The organism is Acidovorax sp. DMC1 (genome assembly GCF_056314325.1).
In genome coordinates this window covers 22,963-44,349 of the sequence record NZ_JBQUYO010000009.1, presented here as the reverse complement: position 1 = coordinate 44,349, position 21,387 = coordinate 22,963, and the positions used below count along the sequence as shown (strand labels likewise).

Here is a 21,387-nt window from a genome sequence, read left to right as displayed (position 1 = left end):
GCGGTTGCATAGAGTCGTCGCACAAGGTGATAGCAAAAGGTGGCTGGCGAGGTGAATGGTCAAGGTGGGTTGGTATAAACCTGTGATGACCGACACCGCAGCCTCCATCGCCAACACCGCCCCCGCAGCCCTCGTCCGCGCACTGGAAGAGCGCGCCTTCAACGCCTGGCCTGCGCACCAGACGGTGTTTCACCGGGGCTGGGTGTTCCGGCTGTCGGGCGGCTACACCAAGCGCGCCAACTCGGTCAACGCGCTGGTGCCCGGCGCGCCGTTTGACGGCGTGCGCGAGGCGGCGGCGGCGCTGTATGCGCGGCATGGCTTGCCAGCCGTGTTCCGCATCTCCCCTCTGGCCCCTGCCGAGGCCGACCAGGAGCTGGCGGACGCGGGCTACCAGCACTTTGACCCCTCACTGGTCCTGCACCGGCCGCTGGCGCTGGGCGCGGTGCCCCGGCCCGACGGCAGCACCGTGGTCAGCACTTCGCCATCGCCCGCGTGGCTGGAAGGTTTTGCGGCGGCCAACGGCGTGGCGCCGCACCACCGCAACCTGCACCGCAGCATCCTCGACGCCATCGCCCACGCGGTGGGCTATGCGCTGCAACACGACGCCCAGGGCCACGCCGTGGGCTTTGGCCTGGCGGTGCTGGAGCGCGGCGCGGTGGGCCTGTACGACCTGGCTGTGGCGCCTGAACACCGGGGCGGCGGACGCGGGCGCGCGCTGGTGCAGGCGCTGCTGCACTGGGGCATGGAGGCCGGTGCAACCAGCGCCTACCTGCAGGTGCGGGCGCAGAACACAACGGCGCTGCGGCTGTATGAATCGATGGGGTTCAAGACGGCCTACGGCTACCACTACCGGGTGCCGGGCTGAGGTTGGCTTCTGCACCGCTCCCACAGGGTGCGAGGGCCACGGGACCAGCGCAGCGGCCCACGCGGCGCCTTCCCGCGTGGGTTTGAAGCCAAACAGGCCGCAAGCGCTAGTGAATCATGCGCCAACAGCTATTAATTCAATAGCAAACCATTCACCAATTAACGGTGACTCAGCTTGCGCACCGCCCAGTCGCCCAGGCTTTGCACGGCCTGCACAAAGAAGATCAACACCAGCACCACGGCCAACATGATCTCGGGCAGAAAGCGCTGGTAGCCGTAGCGGATGCCCAGGTCACCCAGGCCGCCGCCGCCAATGGCACCGGCCATGGCCGAGTAGCCGGTCAGGCTCACGAACGTGATGGTCAGGCCCGCCACGATGCCGGGCAGCGCCTCGGGCAGCAGCACCTTCCACACAATCTGGCTGGTGGTGGCGCCCATGGCCTGCGCGGCTTCCACCAGGCCGTGGTCCACCTCGCGCAGCGCGGCCTCGACCAGGCGGGCCACAAACGGGGCGGCGGCAATGGTCAGCGGCACCACGGCGGCAGCGGTGCCGATGGACGAGCCGGTGATGAGCCGCGTGAACGGGATGATGGCCACCAGCAGGATGATGAAGGGCGTGGACCGCACAGCGTTGACCAGCCAGCCCACCAGCTTGTTGACGGGGCCGTTCTCCAGCACGCCGCCGTCATCGGTCAGGCGCAGGAACACGCCCAGCGGTACCCCCAGCAAGCCGCCCACCAGGCCGGAGATACCGACCATGATGAGCGTCTCCCACAGCGACGAAGCAAACAGATCCAGCATGGCTGGCGTGAAGTTGTTGAACATGATGTGTGCTCCCTCTTAACCGGCCACGGCCACTTCTTCCACCTCGACCCCGCCCGCGCGCAGGTGCGCCACGGCGCCCCGCACGCTCTCGGCCTCGCCACTGGCATACACGGCCAGCGAGCCAAAGGTTTCGTCCTGGATCTCATCCACCTGCCCGTGCAGGATGCTCATGTCCACGCCAAACTGGCGGATCAGCTGCGACAGGATGGGCTGGTAGGCGCTGTCCCCGGCGTACGACAGGCGCAGCAGCTGGCCGGTTCGTCCTGCGCTCAGCTGGCCTGCCAGCTTGCGCACATGGTCCAGCACGCTGGCGGGCAGCTCTTGCGGCAGGATCTCGTCGATCAGGCTCTTGGTGATGGCCTGCTGCGGGCGGGTGAACACGTCCAGTACCCGGCCCTGCTCCACGATGCGGCCGGCCTCGATCACGGCCACGCGGTCGGCCACCTGCTTGATGACCTGCATCTGGTGGGTGATCAGCACCACCGTCAGGCCCAGCTCGCGGTTGACCTGGCGCAGCAGGTCGAGGATGGAGCGGGTGGTTTCCGGGTCCAGCGCCGAGGTGGCTTCGTCGCTCAGCAGCACCTTGGGGCGGCTGGCCAGCGCTCGCGCAATGCCCACACGCTGCTTTTGCCCGCCGCTGATCTGCGCCGGGTAGCGGTCGGCCAGGGCCGACAGGCCCACCAGCTCCAGCAGCGGGTTCACACGCTCGCGGATGGCGGCCTTGTCCATGCCCGCCAGCTCCAGCGGCAGCGCGGCGTTGTCAAACACGGTGCGTGACGACAGCAGGTTGAAGTGCTGGAACACCATGCCGATCTCGCGGCGCGCCTCGCGCAGCTGCGCGTCGTTCAGCTGGGTCAGGTCCTGCCCGCCCACGATGACTTGGCCCGTGGTGGGCCGGTTGAGCAGGTTGATCACCCGCACCAGCGAGCTTTTGCCCGCGCCGCTCTTGCCGATGATGCCGAACACTTCGCCCGGCTGGATGGTGAGGTCGATGCCCTTGAGCGCCTCGACCGGGCCTTGTGAGCCCTGGTAGGTTTGGGTGATACCCCGTAGTTCGATCATGAAACACAAAGGGCCGCCACACGCCGGGCGGCGCGGGTTCGGCCCCAAAAGACACAAAGATCAGGGAATGTACTATTGCGCCATAAAGAATCAAACTATCAAAAAATAAAGTAATAAGACATCAAAGTTATTTGCACGGTGCGGCCGACTCCAGACTACGCTCCCGCGGGCACCACCACCCGGCCATTCACCTTGCGCGACACCAGCGCGCCCAGCACCAGGACCCCGAGTGCCGCCACCGAGAACACGGGCGCGATCCAGCCCCGGTCCACACTGGCCGCCACCAGCAGCACACCCAGCGATTGCCCCAGGAACAGCAGGCACGCAAACAGCGTGACCGCCGTGCCCCGGGCCTCGGGCGCCATCTGCGTGGCCTGCACCTGCAGCGTGTTGTGCAGCATGTAAAAGCCCACCCCGGCAAAGAAGCAGCCCAGCACGCCCCAGGCCGCCACCGGCCCCCAGGCCAGCAGCAACAGCCCGGCGGCGATCAGCGACGCACCCACCAGCGCCAGGCCCCGCTCGCCCAGCAGCGCCAGCCAGCGGCGTGCCAGCAGGCTGTAGATGAGCCCGCCCACGCCATACAGCACCATCACCCCACCGGCGGCCGAGGCCGACAGCCCAAACCCGTCCACCATGCGTGCAGGCACAAAGGCCAGCGTGCCAAAGGCCAGCGCGCCCTCCACCGCCACCACGGTCAGCACCCAGCGTACGCGGGGCATGCGCAGCAGCGCGGCCGTGTTGGCCAGGTAGGCCGACAGCGAAAACGCGGGTGGCACAGCACTGCCAGCCGCAGGCGCGGGCGTGCTGGCCGCCATGGCGCGGGACTGCCGCCACAGCAGGCTGGCAGCGGTCAAAAACAGCAGCGACAGCACTACAAACGCCGCCCGCCAGCCCAGCGCCTCCACCGCAAAGCCGCCAAACCACTGCCCCGCCATCATCCCCGACACCGTAGCCACCATCAGCTGCGCCAGGGTCTCCTGCCGCTGCTCGTACGGCACGTTGTCGCCAATCCACGCCATCGACAGCGGGATGATGCCCGCCGCCGATGCCCCCATGGCCGCACGCGCCGCCACCAGCACCGGCAGCGTGGGCGCCAGCGCCGTCACGCCGCTGAAGAGCGCACAGGCAAACGTGGCGCCAATCACCACGCGCACCTTGCCCAGCCGGTCGCCCAGCGGGCCATAAAACAACTGCAGCACGCCATAAGACACGGCAAACGCCGCAATGACGGCCGAAGCATCGCCCGTGGTGACAGAAAACTCGCGAGCCAGAGACACCAGCATCGGGTCGCACACGCGCATGGAGGCCATGCTGCAAAAGGCTGCCAGGCTGATCACCCGCAGCATCGTCGAAGAAGAGGTCATATGACCCGATTGTGGTGCGGCTGGCGTCGGGCTGCTGTCACCACAAGGCAAGCACCCTGGCGGCAGAAGGTTGGGCACGCTGCACACCGCCTGTTGCGAGCCTGTTGCGATTCAGAGCGGCTCACAAAACTCAGCGAAGCGGTTCTGGCTAGGCGCTGTGTCGCAGGCAGTACGAGCAGTACGACAAGACACAGCAACGACGCCAGAAGAGTTTTGTTAGCCGCTCTTATTGCGTGGCAAGCGCGGCTCCAGCACTTACCATCGGCCCCTGATTTCCACCAAGGAGCACCCCCATGAGCATGAACAAGCGCAACTTCGTCGCCGCCGGCATGGGCCTGGCAGGCCTGTGGACGGCCACCGGCAGCAGCCACGCCGCCACACAGGCCAAGGCCCCCAGCGGCCCCACGCTGCTGACCATCAGCGGCGCCATCACCCAGTCCAACCGCGGCGCGCTTGATGCCACCATCGACCAGATGATGGGCAAACACGGCATCCAGTTTGACAAGGCCTACGCGCTGGACGCCGCCGCCCTGGCGCGCATGCCCGCCGTCTCCATCAAGCCCACGCTCGAATACGACAGCAAGCCCCATACGCTCAAGGGCCCCCTGCTCACCACCGTGCTGGCCGCCGCCGGTGTAGCCGCAGGCAGCCCCGTGCAACTGGGCCTGCGCGCCGTGGACGGCTACAACGTCAACATCAGCATGGCCGACGCCCAGGCCTACCGCATGATCGTTGCCACTCACATCGACGGCCAGCCCATGGCCCTGGGCGGCCTGGGCCCGCAGTGGGCCGTGTACGACGCCGACGTGCTGCCCGCCTTCAAGGACAAGCCCGTGAAGGAACGCTTTGGCCTGTGCCCCTGGGGGCTGTACCACATTGAGGTGAAAAAGGCCTGAGCCCACGCAGGCCCACCACCGAAGAGCGGTTGAGCACCAGCACGGCACAACCCGCCACCCACCAACAAAAACGAGAAAAGAGCGACCCAGGGTCGCTCTTTTTTTGATAGCTGCCAGCGCATGATTCACTAGCGCTACAGCCACATTTCGCCCCAAATCAGCCCCGGCGCCGCCCCATGCGCACCGCCAGTGCCGCCAGCGACCCGGCCGTGGCCAAGCCCACCACCCCCAGCCAGCCCCACTGCGCCAGCGCCAGGCTGCCCAGCGCCGCACCGGCCGACATACCGATGAACATGCCGGTGAACAGCAGCGCATTGAGCCGGCTGCGCGCCGCAGGGTCGATGCCGTACACGATGGTCTGGTGCGCCACCAGCGTGGCCTGCACGCCAAAGTCAAAGCCAATGGCACTGGCCACAATCAAGCCCAGCTGGGCCTGCGCAGGCAGCAGCGGTGCTAGCGCCATCACCGCAAACGACGCGGCGGCAAGGCCTGCGCCATAGCGTGTGACCACCTCGGGTCCGCGCTTGTCGGCCAGACGCCCGGCCAGCGGGGCTGCCAATGCGCCCGCCGCCCCGGCCAGACCAAACGCACCCGCCGCCGCAGTGCCCAGGTTGAACTGGCTGTGCAACATCACCGCCAGCGTGGACCAGAACGCGCTGAAGCCCACGGCCAGCAGCCCCTGCGCCCAGGCCGCGCGGCGCAGCGCCGCGTGCTGGCGCCACAGCGCCACCATCGATCCGATCAGCGCGCCATAGCCCATCTGCGTGGTGGGTGCAAAGCGCGGCAGCCCGCGCCACACGGCCACCGTCAGCAGCGCAATGGCCACCGCCGCCGCCACATACACCGTGCGCCAGCCCCACTGCTGCGCCACAAAGCCGCTGACCACGCGCGACAACAAAATGCCCAGCAGCAGCCCCGTCATCACCGTGCCCACCATGCGCCCGCGCTGCGCCCCCGGGGCCAGCGTGGCAGCGGCGGGCACCACGTCTTGCGCCACCGTGGCGGCCAGGCCCACCGCCAGGCTGGCCGCCAGCAACGCGCCCATGCCGGGTGCCAGGCCGCTCAGCAGCAGCGCCAGCATCAACGCGATGGACTTGATGACGATGATGCGGCGCCTGTCAAACCGGTCGCCCAGCGGCGCCAGCAGCAAGATGCCCAGCGCATACCCCAGCTGCGTGAGCGTGGGCACCAGCCCCACCACGCGGCTGTCGGCCTGCATGTCGGGCCCCAACACGCCCAGCATGGGCTGGCTGTAATACAGCGACGCCACGCTCAGCCCCGCCGCCGTGGCCAGCAGCAACAACAACGGCGCAGTGATCGCGCCCCCGGCAGAAGGCACCGCTGAGCCTGCGCTCACCGTGCCGCTTTCATGCACATTTTGAATGGAAGACATGACAATACTTGCTCAGTAAAAAAGGGGCCGACGCACCACCAGCCACCCCACCGTTGCCCCCGCCGCTCAGACTGCGCGGGTCACAATCAGCGCTGGTTCAAGGTCTTTGGCCACTGCGTGCGAGCCATGAGGGTGCCCACGACAGATCGCCCATCCAACAGATGGGCGCGATTGTTGCGCTGCAACCAACCCTTGGGTAGTAGGCCACGCTGCAGATTTGTTATACGCTGCGTGCATGACAAAGCCCCTACTCCCCGGCGCCGACCGCATCGAGCTGATGCAGACCTTTGTCCGCATCGTCGAAGCCGGCAGCCTGTCTGCCGCCGCCCAGCAACTGGGCACCAGCCAGCCCACCGTGAGCCGCCGCCTGCAGGCGCTGGAGCGCAGCCTGGGCATCAAGCTGCTGCAGCGCTCCACCCATGTGATGAAGCTGACGGAAGACGGCGACCGCTGCTTTGCCCACGCCAAGGCCCTGCTGGAAGACTGGCGCGCCATGGAGGACGACCTGCGCGGCACGGCCGACACCCCGCGCGGCACCCTGCGCGTGCTGGTACCGCATGCCTTTGGGCAAAACCAACTCATACCACCGCTGATGGATTACCTGCGCCGCTACGCCGAGGTGGATGTGGAATGGATGCTGCACGACCGCCGCCCCAACTTCATCGCCGAAGGCATCGACTGCGCCATCCAGGTCGGCGCGGTGGACGACCCCAGCGTGGTGGCGGTGCGCCTGGCCGAAGTGCCCCGCATCGTGCTGGCCGCCCCCGCCCTCATGGCCGGGCGCCCCACGCCCCAGCACGCACGAGACCTGCAGCCCCTGCCCTGGCTGGCCCTGAGCACCTTCTACCGCCGCGAGGTCACGCTGACCCAAGAGCCCGGCGGCGAAGCCCACACCTTCGGCATCACCCCCCGTTTGGCCACCGACAGCCTGTATGCCCTGCGCAGCGCCGCCCTGGCCGGGCTGGGAGCGTGCATTGCATCGGCGTGGATCGTGGACAACGATGTGCGGCAGGGGAACTTGCTGCACCTGGTGCCCAACTGGCATGCAGCGCCACTGCCGGTGTACTTGGTGTACCCGTATGCGCGGTTTTATCCGGCAAGGCTGCGGTTGTTTTTGGAGGCGATGCGCGGGGCGATGCCGGGGTTGGTGGGGATGCGGGCGGTGGGGTGAGGGTTGGAATGACGGACAGAAACCGGCTAGTAGCAGAAGCTCTCGAACGTCAGCTTTACAGCACGCCGTTCATACGCCGCAAGGCTGGCCATTGACAAGCGTGTGTTACCGCTTGCCAGCTATTCTCACCGATACCCGCGATTCAGCCGGCACGCCGCCAGGGGTGGCACCCAGCATTCTATCCATCGCCCCTCGGAGCCCGTTCAGAAGCGACGATGCATGAGCTTCAATGAACGGTGGTGGCAAAGCATTGCCGATCATTAGAGCGATCGACTCCTTACCGTGCCGCACGTCGAACTGGTAGTCACGCGGAAATCCCTGCAGCATCGCCGCTTCTCTTAAAGTGATGGTTCGATTCCGAGATGGATGCAAGAACCGGCCCTTGGAAGGGTTGTGGCATCCACTGGTGATCGTCGGCGCCACCTCGTCCCATGCCATACGCCCATACACGTCATAGAACCCATCGGTCCGAAGATGACATGCGAGTTGATGCTCAGCGCTCAGTTGCCGCCGGCTACCGCCGTTCTTCGGGATCAGCTTAATCAGATCCTTCACCGCCTGCGACCGACGTTCCGGCAAGGAGTGAAGCTTGTCCTTGCTGCGCGACGGTGCTTCTAGAGACGCCAGCACATCCCTTACCGTGATTCGAGCCGGAGAAACTTCGGCGACTGCTGGATCGTGTACCCGAGACGCAAGCATGATTAGGCGTTTACGCCGCTGTGGAACCGAATACTCTGCGGCGTTGAGGACATGGACAGTCAGGCGGTAGCCGAGGCTTGTCAGCTCCTCCTGCATCGCCAAAAACCGCGCGTCTTTCTGCAGCGCTGGGACGTTCTCGAGCATGACCGTCTTCGGCAGCATCACCCTCACGAAACGCATGAAGTCGCCAACGAGATTGTTCCGTTCGTCATCCACCGAAGGTTGCTGATTCTTCGTCCGAAGCCGAGAAAATCCTTGGCAAGGCGGGCAGCCCGCGAGCAGATCAAGCTCCCCCGGCGCCAGCCCGACGTCATCAAGGACTTGGGAGGCATCGAGCGCTCGGATATCGTTCGCGTAAAGCGCTACGTCCTTGTGGTTGAGCCGGTAGGTCTCCTGCGCCTTGGGATCTATCTCGACGGCCGCGAGCACCGAAAATCCTGCCCGAAAAAGTCCGAGGCTCAAGCCGCCGCAGCCGCTGAACAGATCTACTGCGGTCGGGAGCGTGGCCTCGCTCATCGGATGGTGGCTGTTGCAGGCATTCACATTCATACTACCGATTGTCGCCGCAGCGAAAGGTATCGTCAGGCAGGTGCTCCATGCAGCCAGAGGCTAATACGCTGGCGAATCGTGGCGAGATTCTGGTGGCCCTGAGGGATGCTCGCAGCGGCCACTTTGGCGAGCGTTACCAGCTCGCTGGCAGTCACCTCGACATTTTTCGCAAGCATCTCCTTAAGGGCCACCTTGGCCTCTGCGGCCGTCAAATTGTCGTATGCGCCCCCCGGGTTCAAGGCCGTGAGAAAAGTCTCCTCTGGAACAACGCCTGGCAGATAGGCGACTCGAGCCCGTAGCCACATCAAGTAGTTAAGGTGTGCCTGCACTTTAGCCGCCTCATGCGCAGCCACGCCCTGCCCGCCGGGAATATGAAACATCGGGTCAACACCCGTCTCCTCTTTTAGCAATGCACCGAGCTGGGCGTGCGCCGCCGGAGCGATGGTGTTCGGGTCGGTGAAGTTATCAACTTTGCGTTGGTCACCATCAAGAAACACATAGACATCGTCGCCGGACGTCATCGCAGCAGGCCCTAGGTAGCGCAGGATAGCGTCTGACCCGCCGGGCGCGACCTTTATCTCAAGCGATTGAACATCGCCTGGATCCATTGAGTCGATAGCGCGCTCAATCAATAGAGCAGCCATCGGGTCTTCTACAAGTACGCGCTTCTTGTTGATCGGCGGTTTTCCGAGCCTGACTAGAGCAGAGTTGGGCGAACTAGACGGTAAAACTCTTGTCTGCCCAGCACCGTTGCTTTCAAAGACCTTTATAGCTGAGTGAGGTAAGCCTTCGAGAAAATCTATCGAGTGGGTTGAAATGACCACTTGGTGGCCCTTCAGCTTGATTTGCTCAAGCAGAAATTTTAATAAAATCCGCTGAGCTCCCGGGTGCAAGGAAGTTTCCGGCTCATCCAAGAGAATTAGGGAATATTCAGGAGCACCTAGGATCTGGACAACTGCGTTAACAGCGGTCAACTCACCGCTACCGGCAAATGCTTCTGAATATGAAGCTCCACGCCTAAAGATAACGCTAATGTCCTTGCCTCTGCGGCCCGGATAAAGCGCATGCTCTATATACCTGGCCGAATCGTAAGTTCGTCCTAGAATTGCCGAAACGGCAGCGACCTCGTCCTGCGTCAATTCCCGATTGACAAAGATTCGTTCGCGATTTCCGAGGATATAGCTTTGTTTATCCTGTTCAACAATAGACCGAAGCCTCCTCGCCTCCTGCAGCATCACCTCCCTGCGTGCATCCGTCTTAACGTCATCATCAAAATAGAAAAACCTATCGAAAGACCCAAAAGATGTCTTCAGGTTGATGTACACAACGTCGCGACGGACAGGATTCCATCTGTCCTTGGCCTTACCGACAAACTCCCCAGCCGGCAATGGATTCATTCCATCCGGAATACTTAGGCGAGCTGGCTCCCAATAATCCGCCTTCTTTGTGCCAACTCGTGCCTTGCGACATTCCACAAAGCCGCCGAAGGGCTCGTGCCAGTACGAGTAAAAATATCGCTGAGTACCAACGATTGGATCAAGCTCGGTCTCAAACCAAAATTTGGAGGTCGACTGACCATAGGGCATCCCCCACAAGGCATGCAAGACCGAGCTTTTTCCGGACCCGTTCGGTCCGACCAAAGCTGTTAGAGGAAAGTCAAAGTCGATCCTCGTACTCGGCTCTAAGCTCTTGAAACTAGGAAACTGCGCATACCCTATGTAGTGTTTTAGCTTGGCGCCCGGCTTAAATTTCCGGACTACTCCGATCAGCTTGTTGATCTCTTCTTCAGCCATCCCCCATCCTCTCATTTCACGTCACTATCCTGTGACATGCAAATTTTGCAGCATTCCAGCAAGTAGCTGACTAGTGACAACTGCGGGTTGCCGATAGTCGGCTGGCGCGCCGCTCGACGCGACTGATCAGAAGCGAGCGACCGCTGACCGGCAGCGGCATCGGCGATTCGAAAATCTGCTTTGGGTCGATAGCGGCCAATCCCCTCGCATCCATTTCGAAATGCAAAGAAAAAGAGCGCAACAACATTCGTCTCAACTTCATGGCAGATGCCCCATATAGAACAAGCGCTATCGGCATATTTGACATTGAATCCGCTTCCAAAGCGCGCTCTCGCCCCGCCGGATCTGATCTCCACACACGCCATCGCCGCCGGCCTTTGCTGCGTAACCCGCCGGTGTTCCACCTAAACCGCCAGCCGTCCAATCCGCTCAGCCGCCACTGCCACATGGCGAAGCAACTCGGCCTTGCACACTTCAGAACCCGCGCTGAATCCTTCTTCATCCTGTAGCAGCCGCACAAACACCTGCGCCATCGCAAGCGCCTCTTTCCAAGCCGCCGCGCTGACCTGCTCGCCCACTGTCAGTTCCAGCGTCCGATCCGGCAAGCCGCCCCCCGCCGTGGGTGCAAACGCCATGGGTGTCATGTCATAAGCAGGCGCCAGCTCGTAAGGCCTGCGCCCCTCTGACAAGCACGACAGATTGCCGCTGTGCATGTCGGTGTTGCCGATCAGGGTGCCAAACGCCCACAGCAGGCAGGCCGTGTCAAAGGCCTGCGGGGTGATGACCCCTTCCTTTAACAACGCCCTGGCGATCACCGGCCAGTTGCCGCCGCTGCCGACAAACTCGGCATCCAGCGCGGCAAAGGAATGCAGCGCCCTGCGTCCGCGCGCGCCCAGCCGGTCAAACCGCTGCACCTCCAGAAACCGTTGGGTGCCGTGCATCCAGGTCATGGACTGCGCGGCAGCCACGCCGTGGTCCCGCAGCACTTGCAGGGCTATGTGTTCGGCCAGCAGCAGGTCTCGCCAGCGGGCGCTCACGGGGGTGTCGAGTTCTGCGGTGAACTTGACCATCACATGCGCGGCGGTGCCATCGGCTTGCTCTGCATAGGCGGTGAACTTGGGCTGCTCGCCAGCGGCGGACGAGCCCGCCACTTCGCCACGCGCGGCCAGGTCGGCCAGCTCGTCGTAGGTGTGCAGCTTTTGCGCGGCGGCAATGGGCACCGGGTCGGGCGCGTTGACGAACTGGTCGCGTGCGGTGGGGCCGATGAGCAGGTTGCCGGGCATGTCGTCGCCCTGGTCCAGGATGGCGCGCAGCGCGTGGGTGTCGCTCCAGTCGCCCAGCCGCTCGGGCAGGCCCAGGCGCTGGCCGTGCCGCTGGCAGTAGGCGCGCCCCAGGTAGCCCTGCGGGCGCATGTCATAAATCCACCAGGGCAGGCCGTCGCTGTGTTGCCGGGCCCCGCCCGCCTCAACCATCACAAAGCCGTGCGGGCACACGGGGACGAGGGTGCCCAGGGTTTCCAGCGCACCCTGGGGGGTGACGCGGTACACGGTGGCCTGCAGATCGGCGCGCTGGGGATCGCGCAGCGTGTATTGAATAGATCTTGCCGCGCCAAAAGGCACCACCTCGTCACCCAGCGCGCTAAGCGCCCGCGAGACGGTGGGCTGGCTGACCTGCAGCGCCTGAGCCAGCGCCTGCGCCTTGGCGGGGCCGGGGCGCAGCAGGGGGCGGATGGCGTTGGCGTAGGTCTGGGCGGCGGAGGGCATGCCTTAAGGATACGCCATTTGAATGGAAAATTGAATAGATAAAAGAATAGATTAAGCAACCTGGATCAAAGCCTAGTTCGTTGCTTTTTTTAGTTATTTATTGACAAACAACTATTCAATACAACACACTTGCGGCGTGCCATCCGCCCCCCTCGCCTCCCAAGAAAGCACGGTGCTTGAGATTGCCCAACACCAACCCCTGCTCCGCGCGCGCGACCTGGGTGCGCATGGGCTGCCCACGGTGCTGCTGACCCGTCTGGTCGCCGCAGGCAAGCTCGACCGCGTGGCGCGCGGCGTGTACAGCCTGCCCGGCCGCGCCGTCAGCGAGCACCGCTCGCTGGCCGAGGTCGCGCTGCGGGTGCCCAAGGGCGTGGTGTGTTTGCTCTCTGCTCTGCGCGTGCATGGCATTGGCACGCAAGCGCCGTTTGAGGTGTGGATGGCGATACCGCCGAACACGCCCACCCCGCGCCTGGGGCAACCAGCGCTGCGCGTGATTCGCATGTCTGGCGCGGCGCTGACGGAAGGGGTGGCGCCGGTGGAGATCGACGGCGTGCAGGTACCAGTGTTCAACGCCGCGAAGACGGTAGCGGACTGCTTCAAATACCGCAACAAGATCGGGCTGGACGTGGCGCTGGAGGCACTGCGCGACGGCTGGCAGCAAGGCAAGCTGCCGATGGATGCGCTGTGGCACTACGCCACGATCAACCGCGTGGCCAATGTGATGCGGCCTTATCTGGAAAGCGTGACGGCATGAGCCAGCGCAATGTGGCGGCCTCCGTCCGCGCGCGGCTGAAGAACCTGTTCAAGGTCTTTTCGGGGTCGCACAAGTACCTTGCCGGGATGGGATGCAAGGCGCGGCGTGCAGCCGATAGCCCGTGCTATCGGCAAGCGCCGCAACGCCGCAGACCGCCCGGCAAGGCACTTGCCCGAAGGGTTGGAGTGAAATCGGGCGATTGAACGCCCCGGCTGCTTGCATGGGCACGAGCCCATGCGGCGCATCCGAAGCATCCACTCATCCCGATTGCACTCCAATGCGATCCCCGAAAAGACCTTGAACAGGTTCTCGGCAGCACGCCGATGCGCACCAGCAGGATTTCAACCTGACGCTGACTCGCTATGGGCTAGAGCGGCTGCTGTACCGGTTGTCGATCTCGCCACACACCAACCGATATCTGCTCAAAGGCGCCCTGCTGTTCTCGCTGTGGTTTGACCAGCCCCACCGACCCACGCGCGATGCAGACCTGTTGGGCTTTGGCCCCGACGACATTGAATCTGCCGTGCTGGCGTTCCGCGAAATGTGCCAGATCGAGGTGGACGACGGTTTGGCGTTTGACCCGGCCTCGGTCAAGGGCGCCACCATTCGCAAAGAGGCGGGGTACGGCGGTGTGCGGGTGGACCTTCTGGCCACACTGGATGGCGCACGCATTGGGCTGCAGGTGGACATTGGTTTTGGCGACGCCGTGACCCCGGCGCCCGAGGCGGTGCACTACCCGGTGCTGCTGCCAGACCTGCCCGCACCCCAATTGCGCGCGTACCCCAAGTACACGGTGGTGGCAGAGAAGTTTCATGCGGTGTGCCTGCTGGGCATGGCCAACACGCGCATGAAGGACTACTTTGACCTGTGGGTGTTGCTGACCGAAGGCGTGTTGGACCCGCAAGAACTGCACCGCGCAGTGGCAGCCACGTTTAATCGGCGGCACTTGGCCCTGCCCCAGGCTATTCCCTCTGGCCTGAGCGACGCATTTGCACAGGATGCGGCCAAGCAGAAGCAGTGGGCCGCCTTTCTGAAAAAGAACCGTCTGCAAGCCCTGGACCTTGCCGAGGTGGTGGGGGTGCTGCGCAGCGAGTTGCAGAAGCTGTTGGCGCTGTGAAACGACAGGCCGCTGGAATGGAAGGGACGGATGGCGCGCGACAACTGCGGGCCAAGCCATATCCGCTCTCATTTCAATAGCTGCTACGGCATGTTGTTCTAGCGCCTGCGGCACATTTCGCATTGAATCGCAGCCCCACAGGTCCCAGCATCATCCAGAGACACTCCACGCCCTCAAGCCGGCAACCGCACCGCAGCCTCCCGCAACGCCTCGGCAAACGCCATGGCCGCCGGTTTTTGCTGCGTGCCCCGGCGGTAGGCCAGATACAGGTCCAGGTGCACCACGGGCTCGCGCAGCATGGCGACGCCCAGGCCCTGGCGCAGGCATTCTTCCAGCGCGAACGAGGGCACGATGGCGCTGCCACGGCCTGCGCGCACCATGCCGATGAGGGTGCCGATGAGGTTCATGCGGGGGCGCTCCTGGTGGGCCAGGCCCAGGCGGGAGAGCTGTTTTTCGATGACCACCTGGATAGGGTTGTCCGAAGGCAGGCTGACCAGGGGCACGTCTTTGAGGCGGCTCCAGGGCTGGCTGTCGGACAGCTGGCCGCTGGCGTGCGCCGCATCGGGCGGGCTGATGCGCATGAGGCGGAACTTGCACAAGGGCTGGCGCGACAACCCCACGGCGGGTTTGACGAAGAAGCCAAAGCCGATGTCGGCCTCGCCGTCGAGCACGCGCTGGCGCACGGTGCCCACCTCGACATCGCTGAGCTGCACCTGCACGCCGGGGTGGCTGTGTGCAAAGCCGCGAATCACCTCGGGCAGCAAGCTGGCCGAGATCATGGGCGTGGCCGCTACAAGCAGGCGCGAGCGCACGGCGGCCTCGTTGCCGTCCAGCACGGCGCCCAGGGCGCGCAGCTCGCCCACCACGCGCTCGGCCACGGGCTGCAGGCGGCGCCCGGCGTCGGTCAGGGTGATGGACCGCGTGGTGCGGTCAAACAGGCGGGCGCCCACCTGGTCCTCCAGCTCCTTGACCAGCATGCTCATGCCCGAGGGCGACAGGTGCACCTGCTCGGCCGCCTTGGCAAAGCTCTGCAGGCGCGTGACCTCCAGAAAAGCGTGGAGCTGGCGGGTGCTGACATTCATCAGCTTTGATGAAGAATTCATCAGAATTTTCCGTTTGATCAATGTCAAGAGTGTCGTTGTAATCGACCCGCAACGCCCTTTCAACGACTAAAGAGACAAGCCCCATGTTCGATCAGCCTGCATTGCGTGCCAACGCGCACCCGCCCTCCCCCCAACGCCGCAGCCTGGTGCTGGGCGCGCTGGCCGCCACGGCTGCAGCCGCCACGCCCAGGGCCTGGGCGCAGGCCGGTGCCGATGCACCGGTGCGGCTGGTGGTGCCATTCACGCCCGGCACGGGCATCGACCTGATTGCGCGGCAGATTGCGCAGCCGCTGTCTGACCGGCTCAAGCGCCCGTTTTTTGTGGAGAACAAGGCGGGTGCGTCCGGCATCATCGGCACACAAGAGGTGGTGCGCGCCACACCCGACGGCACCACGCTGCTGGTCAGCGTGAACACGCTGGTGATGAACATGGCGCTGTACCCCAAGCAGGGCTTTAACCCGCTGACGGACCTGGTGCCCGTGAGCCAGACGAGCTGGGGGCAGCTGCTGCTGGTGGCATCGGCGGGGTCCAAAATCGAATCGCTCAAGGACCTGATGGACCGTGCCCGGGCCAAGCCCGGCTCGCTCAACTACGGCTCGCCCGGTGCGGGCACGCCGCACCACTTGGCGATGGAGCTGCTGAAGAACCGGGCCAAGATTTCGCTCACCCACATCAGCTACCGGGGCACCGCCCCCGCCGTGACGGACCTGCTGGGCGGGCAGATCGACGCGATGTTCTTGCCCATCCACGTGGCCTTGCAGCATGTGAAGGCGGGCAAGCTGAAGGCGCTGGCCATCAGCTCGGACACGCCCCACCCCCTGCTGCCCGAGGTGCCGTCGCTGGGCACCCTGAAGCTGGGCGACCTGAACGTGGACATGTGGTACGGCGTGTTTGCCCCCGCAGGCACGCCCCGCGCGATGGTGGACCGGCTCAACACCGAGCTGCGCGACGTGCTGGCATCGCCCGCCGTGGCCAAGTCGTTCGAGACCCAGGGCATGACGCCCGCCCACAGCTCGCCAGACGCCTTCCAGAAGCTGGTGACGGCTGACGCCAAGCGCTGGGCCGATCTCATCAAGGCCCAGGGCATCACCGCCGAGTAACCACGACCACCCGCACCCAGCGGTGGCCAGTAGCGCGCAGCACTGCACAACACTGCATCGCGGCCAGTGTCGAACCGACCCGTACAGAACAACACCAACAACATGAACCAGCAAGCAACCGTGGCGCCGCAGCAAGACGCCGAAGTGATCATCGTGGGCGGCGGCCCCGTCGGCATGGGCCTGGCCATAGAGCTGGGCCAGCGCGGCGTGAACGTGATCGTGGTGGAGCGCTATGTGCAGCCCCAGCCCATCCCCAAGGGGCAGAACCTCACGCAGCGCACCATGGAGCACTTTCACTTCTGGGGTGCCGAAAAGCAGCTGCGCGCGGCGCGCACTATTCCGGTGGAATACGGCATTGGCGGCCTGACCGCACACGGCACGCTGTTGGGGCCCTACAGCTACGACTGGCTGCAGCGCGACCTGGTCAAGCCTTATTACTTCACGGCCAACGAGCGTCTGCCGCAGTACGCCACCGAGGCCGTGCTGCGCCAGCGCGTGGCGCAGCTGCCATCGGTGCAGACCCTCTACGGCTGGGAGACCAGCACCGTGGCGCAGGATGACGCGGGCGTTTCCGTCACCATCCAGCAACGTGGCGACGGCAAGGCCCAGCGCGTGCTGCGCGGCGCCTATGTGGTGGGGTCGGACGGCGCGCGGTCGGTGGTGCGCGAGCAGGCGGGCATCACCCACACCCGCACCGACCACGACCGCATGATGGTGCTGCTGGTGTTCAAGTCACAAGGCCTGCACCAGCTGCTGGAGCGCTACCCCGGCAAGTCTTACTACAACGTGCTGCAGCCCGAACTGAAGGGCTACTGGAAGTTTCTAGGCCGCGTGGACCTGGGCAGCACCTGGTTCTTTCATGCACCGGTGCCGCCGGGCACCACCAAAGACAACTTTGACTTTGCCGCCTACCTGCACGAGGCGGTGGGCGCGGAGTTTGAAGTGGAGTTTGAGCACATCGGCTTTTGGGACCTGCGCTTCATGCTGGCCGACAGCTACCGCAAGGGCCGCGTCTTCATCGCGGGCGATGCCGCGCACAGCCACCCGCCCTACGGCGGCTATGGCGTGAACTCGGGCCTGGAAGACGCACGCAACCTGGGCTGGAAGCTGGCCGCCGTGCTGCAGGGCTGGGGCGGCGAGCGGCTGCTGGACTCGTACGACACCGAACGGCGCCCGGTGTTTGCGTCCACCATCAACGACTTCATTGCGCGGTCCATAGAGACCGACAAGGAATTCTTGGACGCCTATGACCCGGCGCGCGACCGGGCCGCGTTTGAGGCCGCGTGGCAAACGCGCGCCCAAGGCGCCGTGGGCGAGGTGCATGCGTTTGAGCCGCACTACGAGGGCTCGGGCATTGTGTGGGGCAGCGAGGGCCGCACCACCAGCGCCAAGGGCTCGCACCAGTTCACGGCGCGGCCGGGCCACCACCTGGCGCCCGCCACGCTGCCCAGCGGGCGCAACGTGTTTGAGGAGCTGGGCGCAGGCTTTTCGCTGCTGGTGGTGGGTGGCGATGGAGCGCATGCGACCTCGGTGCAAGCCTTTCGCGAGGCAGCGGCGGGCCCGGGCCTTCCGCTGCGGCTGGTGGACTGTGGCGACGGAGGCGAAGGCACCGAGCCCGCACGCTATGGCGCACCGCTGGTGCTGGTGCGGCCCGACCAATTTGTGGCCTGGACGGGGCAGGCTGGCGGACCGGCAGTGACTGCGGAGCAGGCCCGCGAAGTGCTGGCGCGGGTGGCGGGGTAGGCCGTGGCGCACGGCTGAAACGAATCGTGCGGAGGCGCGGAGCAATGCCGCGCAAGGGCGCGCGGAGGGGCGCAAAGGGGGCGCAGGTCCTGCAGCCACCGACGCGCCTGCCTGAATGAACAGAGGCAGGCCAGAAGGTAACAACCCGTTGTACCGGGGTTGCCAAGGTGTGCGGAGGAGCAACAATGGCGGGGCCTCACCCCTCGCCTTTTGCACCCACTCCACCAAGGACCACCCCGTGGCTGCTGCCAAAAAATCCCCACCCACTGCCATGGGCCGTGCGCCCAACACCACCGCACCAGACACGGCAACCACTGGGCCCGCCGCATCGGCACTGATCGACCAGCGCATTGCCGACCTGGGCGGCTGGCGTGGGCAGGCGCTGGCGCAGGTGCGCCAGCTGATCCACGAGGCCGCGCCCGGTGTGGTGGAAGAGTGGAAGTGGCGTGGCACACCAGTGTGGTCGCTGGGCGGGATCTTGTGCACGGGCGAGAGCTACAAGGCAGCGGTAAAGCTCACCTTTCTGAAAGGCGCCGCCCTGCCCGACCCGGCGCGCCTTTTCAATGCCAGCCTGGACGGCAACGCACGCCGTGCCATTGATATCCACGAGGGCGACACGCTGCCTGCCGATGCGTTCCGCGCGCTCATCCGCGCGGCGGTAGAGCTGAATGCCCTGGGCGGCAGCAAGGCCCGCAAGGGCCGGGCACCGGGGCACACAGGGTCGGCCGCATAGGCCCCAGCATTCAGACCAACGGAAGGATCACCCCATCATGCTGTCGCACGTGTTTGTGGGCATTTCAGACTTTGAGCGCGCGCTGGCGTTTTACCGGCCCGTGTTGAGCGTACTGGGCGTGAAGGAGCGGTTTTGCGAGCCCAGCCGGCCCTGGGCAGGCTGGGAATCCAACCCCGGCCCCCGCCCGCTGTTTGTGATTGCCCGCCCATTCAATGGCGAGGTGCCGCAACCCGGCAACGGCACCATGGTGGCCTTTGCAGCCGCTACGCGCGACCAGGTGGATGCTGCGCACGCCCTGGCGCTGAGCCTGGGCGCCGTGTGCGAGGGCCGCCCGGGCCTACGGCCCGAGTACCACGCCCATTACTACGGCGCGTATTTTCGGGACCCGGACGGCAACAAGCTGTGCGTGGCGTGCCACGCGGCGCTGCTGTAGGAACCTGTTCTAAAGCCCACCCTCAATCAGTCAGCGGCTGGTAGCGCCACTGCACGTTCATCACCAGCACCTCGCCCTTCGCCAGCATGCGCAGGCCGGGCTGGCCCGGCTGGTGAAAGGCGTCGATGGGCTGGGTGATGGGCTCAAAGCAGAACGCCGGGCCCTGCGGCGGGCGGTACACCAGGCAGTAGTGCTGAGCCGCGCCGCCGTCTTTTTCAAAATCGGGCATGTGGGCTGTGAGGCGCAGGCCGCGCTCGGGCCAGTCGATCTGCGCCGTGCCGCCCCAGCCGGTGTAGGCGTTGTCAATGAGGCCGCCGTTGGCGGGCGCGCCAGTATTCAAGTCCCAACCGGGCGGGAAGTGCTGCGTGTGCTGCGTGGGCAACGGGTCGTCGCCACACAGCCATACGCCCTGCACTGGCGCCGTGATGCGCGTGCCGGGCGTGCGCGGAAACCAGGGGTGCAGGCCCAGGCCGTAAGGTAGCGGCTGGGCGCCCAGGTGGCGCACCTGCACCGACTGGTCCAGGCCACCTTCCACCAAGCGGAAGGTCTGCACGCATTCGTACGCGTAGGGGTTGCCGTCAAAGCGCTCGGAGCGCAGCTGCATCTGCAGCGTGTCGGGCGCGGGCTGGCTCAGTTGCCAGGGCTGCAGCCACCCATCGCCGTGGATGGGGTACGGCTCGCCCACGCGGTTGGGACGCATGGGGTGGAACTGCCCCGCATGCTCAAAACCGCCGCCACTGATGCGGTTGGACCAGGGCACCATGGCAAACGACGCGAGCTGGTACAGGTCGGGCGTGACGCCGTCCCACGGCCGCCACAGGTCGATGCGCGCGCCTGCCGCTAGCGGGTCGTCAATCTGCCAGGCCGCCACGCTGCCGCCCAGTGTGGGCACCAGGCCCAGGTGTTGCCCCGCGTGGTGCAGCCAGACGATGGGGTGGGATGAAGAGGCCTCGGTCATGGGCGGTGTGCTTTCTGCGGGATGGAGGAAAAAGGAGGTGGCGGAGCCACGGCCCCTCCGCTGCGCGTGGGGTCGGCGTCAGCCGCCAAACAGGTGTGCCGGCACGCCAGGCGTGGACATGTCCACGGCAAACAGCGCACCCGCCAGCGGCTCGGCCGCGAGCTGCTCGGGAGTGAGACCGGTGCGGGCCGAGGTGATGTACAGCGTGCGCAGGTCCGCACCGCCAAAGGCGCAGTTGGTGACCTGGCTCACGGGCAGCGTGATGCGGGCCAGCTCTTCGGCCGAGTCGGCGTCGTGGCAGGTGACGCAGCCACCGCCCCAATGCGCCACCCACAGGCGTCCTTGCGCGTCGGTGGTCATGCCGTCGGGCACGCCGCCCGCAACGGGCCAGCGTTTCCACAGCGTTTTGTCGCTCACGGTGCCGCTGGCCGGGTCGCAGCGGTAGCAGTAGGTGGTGCCCTGCACCGTGTCGTTGAAAAACATGGCCGGGCCCTGCGCAGTGGTGGCCCAGGTGGGGCCGTTGGTCACGGCAAAACCATCGTCGTGCCGCACGCAGTGGCCACCGGCGGTGTAGGTGTAGAGCGCGCCCGTCGGGGCCTCGCACGCAAAGTCCATGCTGCCGCCCCAAAAGCGCCCTTGGGCGTCGCACTTGCCGTCGTTGAATCGGTTGCCGGTGCGCTCTGGCTCGGGCTGGTGCAGGTAGCGTGGGGCGATGTCGGCAGCGGGGTCGAAGAGCGCAAAGCCCCGGCGCAGGGTGACGATGAAGCCGGGGGCGTTGGCGCGCTCGGCGATGGCGGAGATTTCTTCGTCAAACGTCCAGCGCTGGTGCGCGCCGGTGGCAGGTTCCCAGCGGTGCAGTTCGCGCTGCAGGATGTCCACCCAGTACACAGCTTGCTCGCGCACCGACCACAGCACGCCCTCGCCCAGCGCGTTGCCCAGTGCGACCACGCAGCGCACGGCGCCGGTGGTTGTTGGCGCAGAGGCGGACGCGCCGCTGGACGGTGGGATGGGGGTATCCAGCGAAGGTCGCACGTTGGTTGTCTCCGGTCGTTTTTTTGCATCGGCCT

The 21,387-nt window shown here is 65.4% G+C and carries 18 protein-coding genes and 1 pseudogene; 9 read left to right on the top strand and 10 right to left on the bottom strand.

What is annotated here, in order from left to right; translation table 11 throughout:
- Positions 1 to 85: 85 nt before the first annotated feature.
- A complete protein-coding gene (locus tag ACT531_RS17805; protein WP_476018276.1) occupies positions 86 to 865 on the top strand; it encodes a GNAT family N-acetyltransferase in 780 nt (259 codons plus the stop codon).
- A gap of 158 nt (positions 866 to 1,023) precedes the next feature.
- Here ACT531_RS17805 and ACT531_RS17800 read toward each other — a convergent pair whose 3' ends face one another.
- The 3 genes from ACT531_RS17800 to ACT531_RS17790 all read right to left on the bottom strand — a co-directional run bounded on the left by ACT531_RS17800 (position 1,024) and on the right by ACT531_RS17790 (position 4,115).
- Positions 1,024 to 1,689, bottom strand: a complete 666-nt coding sequence (locus ACT531_RS17800; RefSeq protein WP_056067588.1) for a methionine ABC transporter permease — start codon at positions 1,687 to 1,689, stop codon at positions 1,024 to 1,026.
- A 15-nt stretch (positions 1,690 to 1,704) separates the two neighbouring features.
- Positions 1,705 to 2,751: a methionine ABC transporter ATP-binding protein gene (locus ACT531_RS17795; RefSeq protein WP_056744393.1), complete on the bottom strand. Its 1,047-nt coding sequence runs from the start codon at positions 2,749 to 2,751 to the stop codon at positions 1,705 to 1,707.
- Positions 2,752 to 2,906: 155 nt separating this feature from the next.
- Complete coding sequence (locus tag ACT531_RS17790) at positions 2,907 to 4,115, bottom strand: MFS transporter (RefSeq protein WP_476018275.1); 1,209 nt, start codon at positions 4,113 to 4,115, stop codon at positions 2,907 to 2,909.
- A 299-nt stretch (positions 4,116 to 4,414) separates the two neighbouring features.
- On the opposite strand from ACT531_RS17790, the gene ACT531_RS17785 reads away from it, so the two are divergent.
- On the top strand, positions 4,415 to 5,011 hold the full coding sequence (locus ACT531_RS17785; protein ID WP_476018377.1) for a putative pterin-binding protein: 597 nt from the start codon (positions 4,415 to 4,417) through the stop codon (positions 5,009 to 5,011).
- A 157-nt stretch (positions 5,012 to 5,168) separates the two neighbouring features.
- Here ACT531_RS17785 and ACT531_RS17780 read toward each other — a convergent pair whose 3' ends face one another.
- Complete coding sequence (locus ACT531_RS17780; RefSeq protein WP_476018274.1) at positions 5,169 to 6,404, bottom strand: MFS transporter; 1,236 nt, start codon at positions 6,402 to 6,404, stop codon at positions 5,169 to 5,171.
- Between the two features lie 235 nt (positions 6,405 to 6,639).
- On the opposite strand from ACT531_RS17780, the gene ACT531_RS17775 reads away from it, so the two are divergent.
- Positions 6,640 to 7,575, top strand: a complete 936-nt coding sequence (locus ACT531_RS17775; protein WP_476018273.1) for a LysR family transcriptional regulator — start codon at positions 6,640 to 6,642, stop codon at positions 7,573 to 7,575.
- A gap of 105 nt (positions 7,576 to 7,680) precedes the next feature.
- Here the strand turns inward: ACT531_RS17775 and ACT531_RS17770 are convergent, their stop codons facing one another.
- The 3 genes from ACT531_RS17770 to yjjJ form a co-directional block, all read right to left on the bottom strand.
- Positions 7,681 to 8,823: a DNA cytosine methyltransferase gene (locus ACT531_RS17770; protein WP_476018272.1), complete on the bottom strand. Its 1,143-nt coding sequence runs from the start codon at positions 8,821 to 8,823 to the stop codon at positions 7,681 to 7,683.
- A 32-nt stretch (positions 8,824 to 8,855) separates the two neighbouring features.
- Entirely contained in the window at positions 8,856 to 10,616 is a 1,761-nt protein-coding gene (locus ACT531_RS17765; protein ID WP_476018271.1) for an ATP-dependent nuclease, read from the bottom strand.
- Between the two features lie 404 nt (positions 10,617 to 11,020).
- A complete protein-coding gene (yjjJ, locus tag ACT531_RS17760) occupies positions 11,021 to 12,379 on the bottom strand; it encodes a type II toxin-antitoxin system HipA family toxin YjjJ (RefSeq protein WP_476018270.1) in 1,359 nt (452 codons plus the stop codon).
- Positions 12,380 to 12,551: 172 nt separating this feature from the next.
- Between yjjJ and ACT531_RS17755 the strand changes: the two genes are divergently transcribed.
- Both ACT531_RS17755 and ACT531_RS17750 read left to right on the top strand, forming a co-directional pair.
- Positions 12,552 to 13,133 (top strand): type IV toxin-antitoxin system AbiEi family antitoxin domain-containing protein, encoded by a 582-nt coding sequence (locus tag ACT531_RS17755; protein ID WP_476018269.1) that lies wholly within the window; start codon positions 12,552 to 12,554, stop codon positions 13,131 to 13,133.
- 310 nt (positions 13,134 to 13,443) lie between these two features.
- Positions 13,444 to 14,250, top strand: a pseudogene (locus ACT531_RS17750) (nucleotidyl transferase AbiEii/AbiGii toxin family protein); the annotation flags it as partial.
- 173 nt (positions 14,251 to 14,423) lie between these two features.
- Here the strand turns inward: ACT531_RS17750 and ACT531_RS17745 are convergent.
- Complete coding sequence (locus tag ACT531_RS17745) at positions 14,424 to 15,353, bottom strand: LysR family transcriptional regulator (RefSeq protein WP_476018268.1); 930 nt, start codon at positions 15,351 to 15,353, stop codon at positions 14,424 to 14,426.
- 83 nt (positions 15,354 to 15,436) lie between these two features.
- Here ACT531_RS17745 and ACT531_RS17740 point away from each other — a divergent pair, with 83 nt between their 5' ends.
- The 4 genes from ACT531_RS17740 to ACT531_RS17725 all read left to right on the top strand — a co-directional run bounded on the left by ACT531_RS17740 (position 15,437) and on the right by ACT531_RS17725 (position 19,362).
- Positions 15,437 to 16,453, top strand: coding sequence for a tripartite tricarboxylate transporter substrate binding protein (locus tag ACT531_RS17740; protein ID WP_476018267.1), 1,017 nt, complete (start codon positions 15,437 to 15,439; stop codon positions 16,451 to 16,453).
- Between the two features lie 102 nt (positions 16,454 to 16,555).
- Complete coding sequence (locus ACT531_RS17735) at positions 16,556 to 18,196, top strand: FAD-dependent monooxygenase (RefSeq protein WP_476018266.1); 1,641 nt, start codon at positions 16,556 to 16,558, stop codon at positions 18,194 to 18,196.
- Between the two features lie 271 nt (positions 18,197 to 18,467).
- Positions 18,468 to 18,929, top strand: coding sequence for a DUF1801 domain-containing protein (locus ACT531_RS17730; protein ID WP_476018376.1), 462 nt, complete (start codon positions 18,468 to 18,470; stop codon positions 18,927 to 18,929).
- 37 nt (positions 18,930 to 18,966) lie between these two features.
- Positions 18,967 to 19,362, top strand: coding sequence for a VOC family protein (locus ACT531_RS17725; protein ID WP_056642348.1), 396 nt, complete (start codon positions 18,967 to 18,969; stop codon positions 19,360 to 19,362).
- 22 nt (positions 19,363 to 19,384) lie between these two features.
- On the opposite strand, the gene ACT531_RS17720 is transcribed toward ACT531_RS17725, so the two are convergent.
- Together ACT531_RS17720 and ACT531_RS17715 are read right to left on the bottom strand one after the other, a co-directional pair.
- Complete coding sequence (locus ACT531_RS17720; RefSeq protein WP_476018265.1) at positions 19,385 to 20,320, bottom strand: aldose 1-epimerase; 936 nt, start codon at positions 20,318 to 20,320, stop codon at positions 19,385 to 19,387.
- Positions 20,321 to 20,398: 78 nt separating this feature from the next.
- Positions 20,399 to 21,352, bottom strand: a complete 954-nt coding sequence (locus ACT531_RS17715) for an SMP-30/gluconolactonase/LRE family protein (RefSeq protein WP_476018264.1) — start codon at positions 21,350 to 21,352, stop codon at positions 20,399 to 20,401.
- Positions 21,353 to 21,387: the final 35 nt, after the last annotated feature.

Excerpts from the sequence above, each read along its gene's own strand:
- ACT531_RS17805 (WP_476018276.1), top strand. The coding sequence starts at position 86 with ATGACCGACACCGCAGCCTCCATCGCCAACACCGCCCCCGCAGCCCTC.
- ACT531_RS17800 (WP_056067588.1), bottom strand. The coding sequence starts at position 1,689 with ATGTTCAACAACTTCACGCCAGCCATGCTGGATCTGTTTGCTTCGTCG.
- ACT531_RS17795 (WP_056744393.1), bottom strand. The coding sequence starts at position 2,751 with ATGATCGAACTACGGGGTATCACCCAAACCTACCAGGGCTCACAAGGC.
- ACT531_RS17790 (WP_476018275.1), bottom strand. The coding sequence starts at position 4,115 with ATGACCTCTTCTTCGACGATGCTGCGGGTGATCAGCCTGGCAGCCTTT.
- ACT531_RS17785 (WP_476018377.1), top strand. The coding sequence starts at position 4,415 with ATGAACAAGCGCAACTTCGTCGCCGCCGGCATGGGCCTGGCAGGCCTG.
- ACT531_RS17780 (WP_476018274.1), bottom strand. The coding sequence starts at position 6,404 with ATGTCTTCCATTCAAAATGTGCATGAAAGCGGCACGGTGAGCGCAGGC.
- ACT531_RS17775 (WP_476018273.1), top strand. The coding sequence starts at position 6,640 with ATGACAAAGCCCCTACTCCCCGGCGCCGACCGCATCGAGCTGATGCAG.
- ACT531_RS17770 (WP_476018272.1), bottom strand. The coding sequence starts at position 8,823 with ATGAATGTGAATGCCTGCAACAGCCACCATCCGATGAGCGAGGCCACG.
- ACT531_RS17765 (WP_476018271.1), bottom strand. The coding sequence starts at position 10,616 with ATGGCTGAAGAAGAGATCAACAAGCTGATCGGAGTAGTCCGGAAATTT.
- yjjJ (WP_476018270.1), bottom strand. The coding sequence starts at position 12,379 with ATGCCCTCCGCCGCCCAGACCTACGCCAACGCCATCCGCCCCCTGCTG.
- ACT531_RS17745 (WP_476018268.1), bottom strand. The coding sequence starts at position 15,353 with ATGAATTCTTCATCAAAGCTGATGAATGTCAGCACCCGCCAGCTCCAC.
- ACT531_RS17740 (WP_476018267.1), top strand. The coding sequence starts at position 15,437 with ATGTTCGATCAGCCTGCATTGCGTGCCAACGCGCACCCGCCCTCCCCC.
- ACT531_RS17735 (WP_476018266.1), top strand. The coding sequence starts at position 16,556 with ATGAACCAGCAAGCAACCGTGGCGCCGCAGCAAGACGCCGAAGTGATC.
- ACT531_RS17730 (WP_476018376.1), top strand. The coding sequence starts at position 18,468 with ATGGGCCGTGCGCCCAACACCACCGCACCAGACACGGCAACCACTGGG.
- ACT531_RS17725 (WP_056642348.1), top strand. The coding sequence starts at position 18,967 with ATGCTGTCGCACGTGTTTGTGGGCATTTCAGACTTTGAGCGCGCGCTG.
- ACT531_RS17720 (WP_476018265.1), bottom strand. The coding sequence starts at position 20,320 with ATGACCGAGGCCTCTTCATCCCACCCCATCGTCTGGCTGCACCACGCG.